Raw genomic sequence first — 14038 nt, 5'->3', positions numbered from 1 at the left:
TATGGGAGATAATATAGTTTATAAAATAATTAAAAAACATATAGTAGATGGAGAAGCTATTGCTGGTAACTCAATTGGTATAAAAATAGACCAGACTTTAACACAAGATTCTACTGGAACAATGACATATCTTCAACTAGAAGCTATGGGAATAGATAAAGTAAAGACTAAAAGAAGTGTGGCATTTGTAGACCATAATATGTTACAACAAGGATTTGAAAATGCAGATGACCATAAGTATATACAAACAGTGGCTGATAAATATGGAGTTTATTTCTCTAAGCCAGGCAACGGTATTTGCCATCAAGTATTTTTAGAAAGATTTTCAACACCAGGAGATACACTTTTAGGGTCTGATAGCCACACACCTACTGCTGGAGGTGTGGGTATGATGGCTATTGGAGCTGGTGGATTAGATGTTGCATTAGCTATGGCAGGAGGAGCATACTATATAAAAGCACCAAAAGTCTGTAAGGTCAACCTAGTTGGGAAATTAAATAATATGGTATCATCAAAGGATATAATACTAGAAGTGTTAAGAAAACAAACTGTAAAAGGTGGAGTAGGTAAAGTTTATGAATATGGTGGAGAAGGTGTTAAAAGTTTATCTGTTCCACAAAGAGCTACAATAACAAACATGGGAGCTGAACTTGGAGCAACTACTTCAATCTTCCCAAGTGATGAAAAAACATTAGAATTCTTTAAGAGTCAAGGAAGAGAAGATACATGGATAGAGTTAAAACCAGATGCAGATGCAGTTTATGATGAAGAAATTACTATAAACTTGGATGAATTAAAACCATTAGCTGCAAAACCTCATAGTCCAGATAATGTAGATGAAGTTGAAAATATAGGAAAAATTAAAATAGACCAAGTTGCAATAGGAAGTTGTACAAATTCTTCTTATGAAGACTTAATGAAAGTAGCTCAAATCCTAAAAGGAAATAAGGTACATAAGGATGTGAGTTTAGTAATAGCACCAGGCTCAAGACAAGTTATGGAGATGATTGCTAGAAATGGAGCTTTAGCAGATATAATAAGTGCTGGAGCTAGAATACTAGAAAATTCTTGTGGTCCATGTATAGGTATGGGTCAATCTCCAGGTACTGACTCTGTGTCTTTAAGAACTTTCAATAGAAATTTCTATGGAAGAAGTGGAACTTTATCAGCACAAGTATACTTAGTGAGCCCAGAAGTAGCAGCAGTAAGTGCAATCAAGGGAGTGCTTACAGACCCAAGAGAATTTGATATTAAATTTACAAACTTAGATGTAAATGAATTTTTGATAGATGATAGCATGATAATAAAACCTGCTGATGTAGGAAGTGATGTAGAAGTAGTTAGAGGACCTAATATAAAACCTTTCCCTCTTAATACAGAGCTAAGTCAGTCTATAGATGGAAAAATTATACTAAAGACAGAAGATAATATAACTACTGACCATATAATGCCATCAAATGCTAAGTTACTTCCTTTTAGAAGTAATATACCATATCTTGCAAACTATTGTTTTAACACTGTAGATACAGCGTTTCCTCAAAGAGCAAAAGACAATGGTGGAGGATTTATAGTTGGTGGAGATAATTATGGTCAAGGTTCAAGTAGAGAGCATGCAGCTTTAGCACCATTATACTTAGGTGTTAAAGGGGTAATAGTGAAGAGTTTTGCAAGAATTCACAAGGCTAACTTGATAAATAGTGGTATAATTCCAATGGAGTTTTGTGATGAGAAAGATTATGAAAACCTATCTCTTTTAGATAGTCTGGAGATACCAAATATTTTAGATAATTTAGCTAATGGAATTTTGGAAGTTAAGAACACAACTAAAGGAACTTCTTTTAAGGTTAAAGTAGAATTATCAGCAAAAGAAGTGGATGTATTAAAAGCTGGTGGAAAATTAAATTACACTAAAAATCAAGCTAATTAATATGAAAAGAGGGAATATTGAATGTATAAAGTGACACTTATACCAGGCGATGGAATAGGACCAGAAGTTGCGAAAGCTATGAAAAAGGTAGTAGAAGCTACGGGGGTAAAAATAGAATGGGAAGAAGTTAATGCAGGAGAGGCAGTTATTGAAGAGTATGGTACTCCACTTCCTGAATATATTATAGATAGTATAAAGAAGAATAAAATAGCTATAAAAGGTCCAATTACTACTCCTGTAGGTAAAGGATTTAGAAGTGTAAATGTAACTCTAAGACAGGCATTAGATTTATATGTTAATTTAAGACCTATTAAAAGTTTTAAAGGTATAAAATCAAGATATGAAGATGTTGATTTAGTAGTAGTAAGAGAAAATACAGAAGATTTATATGCTGGAATAGAGCATAAAATAGGTGATTATGCAGCTGAAAGTATAAAGATAATAACAAGAGGTGCAAGTGAGAGAATTGTCGATTTCGCATGTAACTATGTTAAAGACAATAAGAGAAAAAAAGTTACAGCTATACATAAGGCAAATATAATGAAAATGTCTGATGGATTGTTTTTAGATGTATTTAGAGAAGTAGCATCAAAGCATGGTGTAGAGTATGATGATTTGATTGTGGATGCAGCAGCTATGAACTTAGTTTTAAATCCAGAAAATTACGATGTAATGGTAATGCCAAATCTTTATGGAGATATACTATCTGATTTAGGTGCTGGGCTTGTTGGAGGTCTAGGTATAATTCCAAGTGCAAATATTGGTAAAGACTGTGCGATATTTGAAGCTGTCCATGGAAGTGCTCCACAAATAGCTGGTCAAAATAAAGCTAACCCAACAGCACTCATTCAATCATCAGTAATGATGCTTAGATATTTAGGTGAATATGAAAATGCACAAAAAATAGAAACAGCTTTAGAAAAAGTGTTTCTTGAAGGAAGTAAATTGACTGTAGATTTAGGTGGTTCAGCTTCAACTACAGAGTTTGCGGATGAAGTGTGTAAATACATTATATAGATTTTATTTATGGAAAAAGTAGAATATAGATTAAAAGAAAGAGGCTGTCTCAAAATAGAGATAAGCCTTTTTTCATTGTTGAAATGATAAAAATGTATTTATTTTATACAAAAGAGAGTTCCTCATAAACGAAAAAGTTCATTTTGGGATACCCATTTTAATTTTAAAATTAATTGATTAATAGACAAAGAAAGATTAAATAAATTTATTGTTTTTAATTGAACTTTCAACCAATATATGGTAAAATTCAAATAAAGTTGAACTTTCAACTAAAAATGAATATATTGATTATGCGAAATTCTATGAAGCAGAAAACCTGTGACTTTAGTTGTGGGAGGTTCAGTGGAGGTGTGTTTGATTAAGACTTTATATAGTAATATATTAAGAGAAGTAGGTACTTTATCTAGAGCAGTAAATTCAATAAATGATATTAAGTACAAGGAATTAAAGTTACAAAAAGGACAATTTACATTTTTGACAAGAATCTGTGAAAACCCTGGTATAAATCTTGTGGAATTATCAAATATGTTAAAGGTAGACAAGGCTACAACAACCAAGGCTATACAAAAATTAATAAAGGCAGGATATGTAGATAAAAAGCAGGATAAGTTTGATAAAAGAGGATATAATTTAACTCCAACTGATAAATCTTTGGAAGTTTATGAGTTGATAATTGAAGAAGAGAATAGAAGTATAGAGATATGTTTTGAGAACTTTACAGATGAAGAAAAACAAGTGGCAACTAAATTATTAGAAAAAATGAGCAAAAACGTAGAAAATGAATGGTTTAAAGTAAAGAGATAGTAAATAAATACATTAACTTAAGGAGATATTTTTATGATTAGAAAAGCGAACATGAATGATTTAGAAAGCATTATGAAAATTATAAAATCTACAGTGGAAGAAATGAAGACTTATAATAATACACAATGGGATGAAAATTACCCATTAGAAAAAGACTTTGTTTCAGATATTAAGAAACAAGATTTATATATTTATGAAGTGGATGGAGAAGTAGCAGGGTTTATATGTCTTAATTATGAAGAGCCAGAAGAATATTTAGGCTTAAATTGGTCATCTAATATAAAAGCAATAGTAATACATAGAATGGCTGTAAATCCAAATTTTAGAAAGAAAGGAATAGCATCTAAATTAGTTGATTTTGCTGAAAAATTAGCTGGAGAAAACAGTGTATACTACTTAAAGAGCGACACATATTCAATAAATTCAAAAATGAATTCACTACTTACAAAGTGTGGTTTTATCAAAATTGGAGAAATGAGTTTTTTAGGAAAGGAGAAATCTTTCTACTGTTATGATAAAATATTATAAAAAGCATTTATAATACAAGGGGTAAATAATAGATTTTCAGTATTAGTAAGAGCATAATATAACCTAGTGTATACTATTATGAAAGGGATGATTTAGATGATTGAATTTCTAAAGAAAAGAAGAAGTATTAGAAAATACAAGGATATTGAAGTAGAAAAAGAAAAATTAGATAAAATATTAAAAGCTGCTCTTTTAGCTCCATCATCAAAGGGGCTTAGAACATGGGAATTTATAGTGGTAGATGACAAAGAAAAGTTAATTAATTTATCTCAATGTAGAGTTAAAGGTGGTGGATTTTTCTTAAAAAATGCACCTTTAGCTATTGTAATTATTGCAGATAAGGAAAAAAATGATGTTTGGGTAGAGGATGCAAGTATAGCTGCTTCATATATACAACTTCAAGCTCATGAACTAGGATTAGGTTCTTGTTGGATACAAGTAAGAAATAGGATACATGATGATAATATAGAAGCTGATAAATATGTTAGAGATGAGTTAAAAATACCTGATAAGTACAGTGTGGAGTGTATAATTTCTATAGGATATCCTGATGAAGAGAAGAGAGCATACTGTGACTCTGATTTGGACTATGAAAAGGTTCACTTTAATAGCTTTTAATATATAATATGTTGTATTAAGACATTATATTTTTTGATATTGTTAATATATACTTAAAATTGTAAAAATATATCTGAATTTTACTAACTTATCTAGGGGTTATGTACAAGGATTTTAAAGATAAATATAGAAATTAATGTTTATAATCGATACATAACTTGAGTAACAAAATTTAAGGAGGTTAAAATATGGGTATATTTAAAACAAAAATGGATGAGGACTGGAAAGTAAACTACATTAAAGAGTTTAATGAGATGAGAGATTCTTATGAGAGTAAACTTCAAAAAAAACAGTTTGAGGTAGATAGTTTGAAATCAGAATTGGATAGACTAAGAAGCTATAAAAATAGCCTTAAGCCAAAAGAAAAACAAATTACTGATGATGATATAAATAATATAAAGAGTTTAAGAAGAGATGGCTTAAGCTATAAAGAAATTTCAAATCAAACAAGTTGGAGCAAAGCAACTGTAAGTAGGGTATTAAATGGACTTTACGATTAGCATATACATGGGGTGATTTAAATTGGGATGAAGTATAGTTACAAAAAATGCATAATAGATTCTATTTTATTGATGTTTATAGTTCAAATATTAAGGATGATTTTGAATTATGTACTTCTAAGTCAATTTGAATTTACTCTTGAAAATTTTAATATTATAAACTTAATTTCTTTTACATTAGTTGGTTTATCATTAATTTTATTTTTAAAAGATAATTCTTTGTATAACAAGGTGAGAAATAGAAAAATCACAGAGGCTTTTGAAGAAAATAAAAACAATATACTTATTGAAAAGTGTAAGCTGATACTTTTTATAGTGGTCTTATCTTTAGCAATAATTGCAACTTATTGCACTAAGGGATATATATTTTTTAATGTAACTATGATGACTTTGTCTGTATTGATAGTTCCAATATTTGAAGAGTTATTTTTTAGAGAATATATATGGAACTATCTAAGTAATTTTATAAAGTCAAAGAGTAAAATTATCTGTATAACATCTATATTATCTGGAATTTATAATATAGGATATATAGATGTTGTACGAAATTACATAAATTTGTATAACAATTCAAGCTACACCTTTGAAGTTATTATTTCAAAAGTTATGATAGGTACTGTTTTTGGTATTGTGCTTGGATTAGTTAAATCAAGGTTTAGAGATGTAGGGCTTTGTATACTATTGAGGAGCTTATTTGCTATATTTATTAGGTAGATAATAAAAATATTTGTATATATAGCTGATAATTTACAGGAAGGCGTTCATAAAAAATGAGCGTCTTTTTTTGATTAATCAATATGATGTTAAAATCCAACTTAACAAACGCCAATTTAAAACAAGAGGGTAACATTATTACGATTACACCAAGTGCTAACTCCAATAATGGAAATGTTACTTATCATAAAGTTCCATAAAATGAAGTAGGTGCTTAGATTGCTTATAAAAAATTAAATGAGCAAGCTATGTTGGAATTTCACTTAGAAAGCTCTAAACAAACGAGTTATAAAGTCAACATCATCAAATTAGGAAATGTGAAAGTCCAGAAGATTAATGAAGATACTGATAAACCATTATCAAATGTCAAACTACTATCAAATGTCAAACTACGCTTTGAATATTATGGAAACAAAGTCAGGGCTTTGAGTCAACAGAATATTAATTCTTACAAGCTTCTAAACGATACATCAACGATTACATTCAGTATAGGACATCAGATTGTAAAGCTAGTGAAGCCAATCTATCTGCAAGAATATAATCAAACTACGGCAATTGTTGGTGTGGAATATTTATAACAGCAAATAAAAACAACACAAATTTCACAATATGAATTGATCTTGGAAAAACAAGACAATTTGGAAGATTATAGAATAATTCATCGACTATGTACCTCTTTAAAAAAGTAGCAGCCAATAACAAGGAATAAAGACTTTGTTATTGGTTCTTTTATTATATGTGTTTTATTTTAAAATTTCCTCTTGCACCTAACACTGTGTCATGACCTAACATGATTATGACAGGAGATGATTTATATGCAAGAAATTAATTTTTTGAAACAGAGTGTTATTACTGAGCCAAAAGAATTTTTTATGGATTATGCGAGTTTACCAATTGGTATTCCAAAGCTTGTTTCATGTGTTCAAATTTAATTCATGGCTTTCAGCAGATTAAATTATTGATGTTGGACTTGGGGCTGGAATAAATAGTGGAATAATTATCTGTCGAGAAATCTATACAATCTTCTATAGCTACTTATACAAATATTTTTGATGAAATACAAATAAAAGAAAATTTAAAAAGAATTATTGGGAGGTATTTATGAAATTAAGTTGGCAAAGAAAGTTACTTATTTTTATGACTAGTCAAACTGTTTCCATGCTAGGGTCTTCTATTGTCTCTTTATCGCTAATCTGGTATGTAACTCTACAAACAAATTCAGGTATAGCAATTACGGGTATTACAATTACGACTTTTCTACCACAGGCACTTATTATGCTTGTGGGTGGAGTAATTGCTGACCGCTTCCCTTTGAAGAAGATTATTATGCTTTCTGATAGCTTCATTGCTCTTTCTACATTGTGTTTAGCTGTTATTTATGCAAGTGGAAACAACTCTATTCTATGGATATATGTTTTTAATAGTCTGCGTTCTATTGGAAGTGGTATCCAAATGCCAGCAACAAAAAGCATCTTGCCCTCATTTATTCCACAAGAAGAATTAATGAGGGCAAATAGTTACTCAACAACCACTTGGAGTATTATTCAACTTATTTCACCTGCATTTGCTGGTATTGCATTGAGTTTTTTCTCTCTTAGCGTTGTTTTAATGATAGATGTTATCACTGCTGTTATTGGTATTTTACTGCTACTAATTATCCCAATCAAAAACAAAGAAAGACACTCTTCTGAAAATGGATGGTTAGAGCTTAAACAAGGGGTTCAATACTTAACAAAATCAACTAAACTTAGAACTATCATAAGCCTTTATACACTATTCAATATCCTTGTTGTTCCAGCGTCACAATTAACACCATTATTAGCTTCTACTCGCTTGGATGATGATGTCTGGGTTTTGACGTGTGTCGAAATGGCATTTTCAATTGGAGCCTTGCTAGGAAGTCTTTATTTAGGGTATAAAAAAATAACCATTTCACATATGAAACTCGTGGGCTATTCCATTTGTATTTTTGGGTTATCAATGGGGTTACTAATTTATGCAAACTCAATTTGGTTATTCGCATTATTTATGCTCATTATGGGGATTGGAAGTCCATTGTATTACACACCAATTATTACCATGGTACAAGAATATAGTGACCCTACTTATATAGGGAGAATGTTTTCTTATGTTGATTTATTTAGCACATTAGCAACGCCATTAGGGATGATGATATTCGCACCATTAAGTAGTATTAACTTGGATTTCCCATTTATATTACCTAGTATTGCTTTGTTATTACTGGGAATATGGACATTCAAAAAAGCAAAATCATTTAAGAATATTCAATAGAGGTATCTAAATCTCTGTTAGGTACTCTTCTTCATTTGTTGTATGGAGACCAACAATAATTGTTAGCTGTTTGGAGGTATTGCATAGTAAATAATTAATTATATTGTTGAAGTGATTTTTTTAAATTTAATAATATTTGACAGTTTAGTCTATAATATGATATTTATATAAAATGGGATAAGTATGAATATTAATTATGAATGAGAGTGATTTACTTGAAAAAATTTTATGAAATATATTTAGATTTAGAAAAAGACATAAGAAATAATGTGTATGAAATAGGAGAACTTCTGCCAACGGAAGTAAAGCTTGCTCAAAAATATCAAGTATCAAGAGAAACTATTAGAAAAGCACAGGCTCTTTTATTAGAGAAGGGCTTTATACAAAAAAAACAGGGTAAAGGTGCTATTGTTTTAGATATAAATAAGTTTGAGATAGAAGGAGCAGGGCTAATTAGTTTCGACGAGTTACAAAGAAATAAAAACTTAGATACGGAAATAAATGTACTCAAAAATAAAAAAGAGATTATGCCTTTAGAAATTTGTAAGAAGTTAGATATAGATACAAAAACTAAGGTCATATCAGTTGAAAGACTTAGAAAAATTAATGGAGAAGCTGTTATTTTAGATAAAGATTATTTTATATTTGAAATAATACCAGAAATACCATTAAGGGCAGTTCAAAGTTCAATATTTAATTATATAGAGAAAAATCTAGAATTAAAAATAGGTTATGCAAATAGAGAGGTAACAGTAAATCCTGTTACAGAAGAGGATAAGCTGTTGCTAGATATTAGAACAGATACACATGTTGTAGTGATAAGAAGTGAAGTATATTTAGAAGATACAAGGTTATTTCAGTATCATGAATCCAGACATAGAGTTGACACATTTAGATTTGTGGATTTTGCAAGACGAAGAAATCTTTAGTACTAAAAAAGAGCGTCTAATGTACTGCATTCCAATCGTTAGATTTTTGGTTCAAAAATTGGAGTGCAGTACAGTTGATTTATGTGTTTCTTTAATTTTCTATAAATTCTTTATTAAAATATTTACTCTTTGAGAATAGGTATGTAAGTATACAAGTAATCGTTATAGAAAGACCCATTGCCAAGAAATAAACACCCCATTGTTCTGTAAATATAGATAAGAATGCTGGAATACCGGATATTCCTATAGAACCCGCTTTAACATTAAAGTAAGATACAACTCCTCCAGCGATACCTGCACCTATCATAGAGGCCATAAAAGGAAAACGATAACGTAAGTTTATACCAAATATTGCTGGTTCAGTAATACCTAGCCAAGCTGAAATTGCAGCTGTTAATGCAACTCCTTTGATTTTCTTGTTTTTTAATATGAAAAACATAGTTAAAGCTGCTGCACCTTGCCCAAGACTAGCCATAACTTGTATTGGCCATAATGTTGCAAATCCTAAAGTACCTATCATTTGTAAGTTTATACCTAAGAATAAGTGATGCATTCCTGTTATAACTAATGGAGATAATATAAATCCAAACAATGCACCTGCAAGTATTGCATTAATTTCAAATAATCCAAGGATTCCATTTGTGATTAAGTTAGCAAATGACATTGTTACAGGTCCTATAACAGAAAAAGTTAGAAAACCTGTTATTAATAATGTAAGAGGAGCAACAAAAATAAGTTGAACCATCTCAGGGATTTTTTTAGTCAGAAACTTTTCGATTGTTGCTAAAAGATAAGAAGAACATAGAACAGGAATTACTTGGCCTTGATAACCTATTTTAGCAATATTAAACCCAAATATATTCCAATAAGTAACAGCTTCAGGTGTTTTAGAGTATTGTGCACCAGGCATTAAATCTGGATTAATTAAAATAAGACCTAATACAATACCAAGTACAGGATTTCCTCCAAACTTCTTGACAGCTGACCAACCTATTAGTGCTGGTAAGAATGCAAATGAAGTATTTGCAATAAGATTAATCATATTAGATATGCCAGCCCAGTTGCTATGAACCTCTAAAAAAGGTTGTTCATAGAAAATTCCTGGATTTGCAAGTAGATTGTTTATACCCATTAATAAACCAGAGGCAACTATAGCAGGTAGTATAGGAATAAATATATCTGCTAGCACCTTTATAGCTCTTTGAAGTGGGTTTAATTTTTTAGTAGAAATCTCCTTAACCTCAGCCTTTGTCGCTTCTTTGAGTCCAGTAATTTCTAACAATATAGAATAAACTTTGTTTACAAGTCCTGGACCTATAATAACTTGAAATTGACCATTTGAAGTAAAACTTCCCTTTACTATATTTATTTGCTCTAACTGTTTTACATTAACTTTATTTTCTGAATGTAGAGCAAATCTTAATCTAGTAATACAGTGTGTTGCAGATATTATATTGTCTATTCCACCAATTGCTTCAAGAATTTGTTCAACCTGTTCTTTATGGTGCGCATTTTCTTTTTGTATACTCATAAAATTACCTCCCCCTAAAATGTAATGTTGTATAGACAAATCTTGAAATTAATATACCATAGACAATTTCCTATGTCAACGTTATCCTAGTTGTTTTTTATATTGATTGTCATAAAATATATTGTATAGCTTTGGAAAAACAGGAATACTATGTGATTAATAAAAAAAGATTGAGATTATATTTTTTATTTAGATTAAATATTGATTTTGATAACGAAAAGGTTTATCATAAATATATAAAATTTGTCTAGACAAAAAGAAAGGAAGTTTTATACATGGATTTCAAAAAAAAGCTATTTATCAGATATATCCAAAGTCATTTAATGATTCTAATGATGATGGAATAGGAGATTTAAAAGGAATTATAGATAAATTACCTTATTTATATAAATTAGGGGTGGATATAATTTGGATTAACCCATTTTTTGTGTCACCACAAAAAGATAATGGATATGATATTGCTGATTATATATAAAAAATATCAAGATTTCTATTTTATCAGAGATGGAAAAAAAGATAATAGACCACCAACAAGTTGGAAATCTAAATTTGGGGGAAGTGCTTGGGCTAAGTTTGGAGATACAGATAAATATTACTTACACTTATATGATATTACACAAGCTGACCTAAATTGGCCTAATCCTGAAGTCAGAAAAGAACTATATAAAGTTATAAATTTTTGGTTGGATAAAGGGGTTAAAGGGTTTAGATTTGATGTAATAAACGTAATTGGTAAAGACGAAGATTTGAAGGATTCTACAAATAATGTAGGCAAAGAAATGTATACAGACAAGCCTATTGTTCATGAGTTTATCAAAGAAATGAACAAAGAAACTTTTGGAAAGCTTGAAAGTATAACGACTGTTGGAGAAATGTCTTCAACAACTATTAAAAATTGTATATTATATTCCAATCCTAAAGAAAAAGAGCTTTCAATGACATTTAATTTTCATCATTTAAAAGTAGATTATGAAAATGGAGAAAAGTGGAGTAACAGACCCTTTGATTTTATACTGTTAAAAAAGATTTTAAATGAATGGCAAGAACAAATCGAAAAAGGTGGCGGATGGAGTGCCTTATTTTGGAATAATCATGACCAACCAAGAGCAATTAGTCTATTTTGCAAGGAAGAATATAGGGTAGAAGCATCAAAAATGTTAGCTGCAACAATACATTTACTAAGAGGAACACCATATATATCAAGGTGAAGAAATCGGTATGATAAATCCAAGCTTTGAAGAAATCAATGACTATTTGGATGTTGAAACTCATAACGCATACAATGAGCTGTTGAGAAATGAAGTTGAGAAAGAAGAAATAATGAATATTGTAAAATTTAAGTCTAGGGATAATAGTCGTACGCCTATGCAATGGTCAAGTAAGTTAAATGCTGGATTTACAAATGGGATACCATGGATTAAAATAGCTGAAAATTATAAAGAGATAAATGTTGAAAGGGAGCTTAAAGAAGGGTCAATTTTTAACTTCTATAAAAGTCTAATATCTTTAAGAAAAGAATTGGACATTATATCTGAAGGTAGTTACAAAGGGATTTTGTTAGATAATGATAAGGTTTATGCTTATTTAAGAAGCTTAGAAAATGAACAGTTAATAGTATTTAATAATTTCTATGATTATGAAGTTGAAGTAGATATTAGTGAAGAATTTTTACAAAAACCATTTACATATTTAATAGGAAATTATACAAAGAGAGATTTAGAACCTAAGTTAAGATTAAAACCTTATGAAACAGTATCATTTTACAGTAAATAAATAGACAATAATAGAAAGAGGTAATATTAATGAAACCAAATATTTTACTTATGATTTCTCATGATAGTGGAAGAAAATTTAATAGCTATGGATATAATGTAGAAACTCCTTATGTAAATAAACTAGCTAAAAAAGGAATTCAATTTGATAACTATTTTTGTGTTGCACCTCAATGTAGCCCTAGTAGAGGTAGTATCTTAACTGGATTGTATCCTCATAATAATGGATTAATTGGACTTGCACATCTAGGTTTTTGTATAGATGCTAAACATACAACACTTCCTATGGAGTTACAAAAAAATGGATATGAGACAACATTAATAGGATTAAGTCATGAAACTATAAATGAAGCTCCACCAATAGAAGATAGAGTATTTTCTTCAACTTATGACTTAGGATATGATAACTTTATATCAGTTCCAGGTGATAGAGCTCCGAGAGTTGCTGAAGAAGTGATTAAATTTTTGGAAACATATAAAAAAAATCAAGAAAAACCATTTTATTTAAATGTTGGATTTTTTGAGACTCATAGAGATTTTGATGAATATGAACCATATGCAGATGGATTAGATGAAGTAGAGGTATTTAAGTTTTTACCTGATACAGAGGATGTAAGGAGAGATATAGCTCTATACAATGGTTCAGCAAAAGTATTGGATGATGCAATAGGCAAAATATATAATAAATTAGAAGAAACAGGATTAGATAAAAATACAATTGTTATCTTTACAACAGACCATGGTGTTGCTTTTCCAGGAGCTAAAGGAATGTTAAAAGAAGCAGGATTAGAGACAGCTCTTATAATTGTATTACCTGAATCCTCTCAAAAAAACGTGAAAAAAGAAGCATTATTATGTAATATTGATTTACTTCCGACCATACTAGATTTAATTGAAGCTGAAATCCCTAAAAATATAGATGGAGAAAGTTTTGTTAAGTTATTAAAGACAAGTGAAGATATAGGAAGAGATTCATTTTTTACAGAAATGACATGGCATGACCAGTATAGACCAATGAGAGGTATAAGAACTAATGAATATAGCTATGTTAGAAACTTTGAAGATGGACCTAAAATATATATTACAGTTGATTCACATTTAAGCTTATCTGGTAAAGCTGTAAGAGATAAATTCTATGTTCCTAATGAGAAAGAAGAACTTTACGATTTAAGAAAAGACCCACTAGAAGAAAATAATCTAATAAATGATTCAGATTATCAAGATATAGCAAATGAATTGAGAAAGAAAGTTGATAATTGGATGTTAGAAACAAAAGACCCCCTTTTAAAAGGTCCTATAAAAGGAGTAGGTTCAAGTAGATGGAAAACAGAAATAGAAGAAGGTAGAGCTTATCCAGGAAGAGATGAGTATTATAGACTTCTATCTGATAAGTAAAAAATATTAAA

At 29.8% G+C, this 14038-nt stretch carries 13 protein-coding genes; 12 read left to right on the top strand and 1 reads right to left on the bottom strand.

Annotated features, from left to right (window positions below; all coding sequences use genetic code 11):
- Window position 1 precedes the first annotated feature (1 nt).
- The 9 genes from KGF39_RS05795 to treR all read left to right on the top strand — a co-directional run bounded on the left by KGF39_RS05795 (window position 2) and on the right by treR (window position 9329).
- Window positions 2–1927 carry an aconitate hydratase gene (locus tag KGF39_RS05795; RefSeq protein ID WP_227821544.1) on the top strand — a complete coding sequence of 642 codons (1926 nt, stop codon included), beginning with the start codon at window positions 2–4 and terminating at the stop codon, window positions 1925–1927.
- Between the two features lie 21 nt (window positions 1928–1948).
- Window positions 1949–2944: an isocitrate/isopropylmalate dehydrogenase family protein gene (locus tag KGF39_RS05790; RefSeq protein ID WP_227821543.1), complete on the top strand. Its 996-nt coding sequence runs from the start codon at window positions 1949–1951 to the stop codon at window positions 2942–2944.
- Between the two features lie 354 nt (window positions 2945–3298).
- Window positions 3299–3748 carry a MarR family transcriptional regulator gene (locus KGF39_RS05785; RefSeq protein WP_227821542.1) on the top strand — a complete coding sequence of 150 codons (450 nt, stop codon included), beginning with the start codon at window positions 3299–3301 and terminating at the stop codon, window positions 3746–3748.
- A 33-nt stretch (window positions 3749–3781) separates the two neighbouring features.
- Window positions 3782–4276 carry a GNAT family N-acetyltransferase gene (locus KGF39_RS05780; RefSeq protein WP_227821541.1) on the top strand — a complete coding sequence of 165 codons (495 nt, stop codon included), beginning with the start codon at window positions 3782–3784 and terminating at the stop codon, window positions 4274–4276.
- Between the two features lie 96 nt (window positions 4277–4372).
- Window positions 4373–4894, top strand: a complete 522-nt coding sequence (locus tag KGF39_RS05775; protein WP_227821540.1) for a nitroreductase family protein — start codon at window positions 4373–4375, stop codon at window positions 4892–4894.
- A gap of 188 nt (window positions 4895–5082) precedes the next feature.
- Window positions 5083–5394: a helix-turn-helix domain-containing protein gene (locus tag KGF39_RS05770; protein WP_004453624.1), complete on the top strand. Its 312-nt coding sequence runs from the start codon at window positions 5083–5085 to the stop codon at window positions 5392–5394.
- A 27-nt stretch (window positions 5395–5421) separates the two neighbouring features.
- The gene (locus KGF39_RS05765; RefSeq protein ID WP_227821539.1) at window positions 5422–6108 is read left to right on the top strand and encodes a CPBP family intramembrane glutamic endopeptidase; all 687 of its coding nucleotides are present in this window, start codon (window positions 5422–5424) and stop codon (window positions 6106–6108) included.
- A gap of 1101 nt (window positions 6109–7209) precedes the next feature.
- The gene (locus KGF39_RS05760; protein ID WP_227821538.1) at window positions 7210–8400 is read left to right on the top strand and encodes an MFS transporter; all 1191 of its coding nucleotides are present in this window, start codon (window positions 7210–7212) and stop codon (window positions 8398–8400) included.
- 215 nt (window positions 8401–8615) lie between these two features.
- Window positions 8616–9329 carry a trehalose operon repressor gene (gene treR, locus KGF39_RS05755; protein ID WP_107594407.1) on the top strand — a complete coding sequence of 238 codons (714 nt, stop codon included), beginning with the start codon at window positions 8616–8618 and terminating at the stop codon, window positions 9327–9329.
- A 91-nt stretch (window positions 9330–9420) separates the two neighbouring features.
- Here the strand turns inward: treR and treB are convergent, their stop codons facing one another.
- Window positions 9421–10860 (bottom strand): PTS trehalose transporter subunit IIBC, encoded by a 1440-nt coding sequence (treB, locus tag KGF39_RS05750; RefSeq protein WP_227821537.1) that lies wholly within the window; start codon window positions 10858–10860, stop codon window positions 9421–9423.
- 425 nt (window positions 10861–11285) lie between these two features.
- On the opposite strand from treB, the gene KGF39_RS20190 reads away from it, so the two are divergent.
- From KGF39_RS20190 to KGF39_RS05740, 3 genes are read left to right on the top strand one after another with little or no spacing between them, the layout of a single operon-like run.
- Window positions 11286–12068, top strand: a complete 783-nt coding sequence (locus tag KGF39_RS20190) for an alpha-amylase family glycosyl hydrolase (protein ID WP_413927070.1) — start codon at window positions 11286–11288, stop codon at window positions 12066–12068.
- A gap of 10 nt (window positions 12069–12078) precedes the next feature.
- On the top strand, window positions 12079–12633 hold the full coding sequence (locus KGF39_RS20185) for an alpha-glucosidase C-terminal domain-containing protein (protein ID WP_413926972.1): 555 nt from the start codon (window positions 12079–12081) through the stop codon (window positions 12631–12633).
- Between the two features lie 29 nt (window positions 12634–12662).
- A complete protein-coding gene (locus KGF39_RS05740) occupies window positions 12663–14027 on the top strand; it encodes a sulfatase (RefSeq protein ID WP_227821536.1) in 1365 nt (454 codons plus the stop codon).
- Window positions 14028–14038: the final 11 nt, after the last annotated feature.

The organism is Clostridioides sp. ZZV14-6345 (assembly GCF_020657775.1).
In the GTDB taxonomy this organism is placed as follows: domain Bacteria; phylum Bacillota; class Clostridia; order Peptostreptococcales; family Peptostreptococcaceae; genus Clostridioides; species Clostridioides difficile_D.
The sequence above is the reverse complement of the archived record's forward strand: the minus strand, read 5'-3'. Positions and strand labels throughout refer to the sequence as shown.

Excerpts from the sequence above, each read along its gene's own strand:
- KGF39_RS05795 (WP_227821544.1), top strand. The coding sequence starts at position 2 with ATGGGAGATAATATAGTTTATAAAATAATTAAAAAACATATAGTAGAT.
- KGF39_RS05740 (WP_227821536.1), top strand. The coding sequence starts at position 12,663 with ATGAAACCAAATATTTTACTTATGATTTCTCATGATAGTGGAAGAAAA.
- KGF39_RS05765 (WP_227821539.1), top strand. The coding sequence starts at position 5,422 with ATGAAGTATAGTTACAAAAAATGCATAATAGATTCTATTTTATTGATG.
- KGF39_RS20185 (WP_413926972.1), top strand. The coding sequence starts at position 12,079 with ATGATAAATCCAAGCTTTGAAGAAATCAATGACTATTTGGATGTTGAA.
- KGF39_RS05760 (WP_227821538.1), top strand. The coding sequence starts at position 7,210 with ATGAAATTAAGTTGGCAAAGAAAGTTACTTATTTTTATGACTAGTCAA.
- KGF39_RS05790 (WP_227821543.1), top strand. The coding sequence starts at position 1,949 with ATGTATAAAGTGACACTTATACCAGGCGATGGAATAGGACCAGAAGTT.
- KGF39_RS05780 (WP_227821541.1), top strand. The coding sequence starts at position 3,782 with ATGATTAGAAAAGCGAACATGAATGATTTAGAAAGCATTATGAAAATT.
- KGF39_RS05775 (WP_227821540.1), top strand. The coding sequence starts at position 4,373 with ATGATTGAATTTCTAAAGAAAAGAAGAAGTATTAGAAAATACAAGGAT.
- KGF39_RS05770 (WP_004453624.1), top strand. The coding sequence starts at position 5,083 with ATGGGTATATTTAAAACAAAAATGGATGAGGACTGGAAAGTAAACTAC.
- treB (WP_227821537.1), bottom strand. The coding sequence starts at position 10,860 with ATGAGTATACAAAAAGAAAATGCGCACCATAAAGAACAGGTTGAACAA.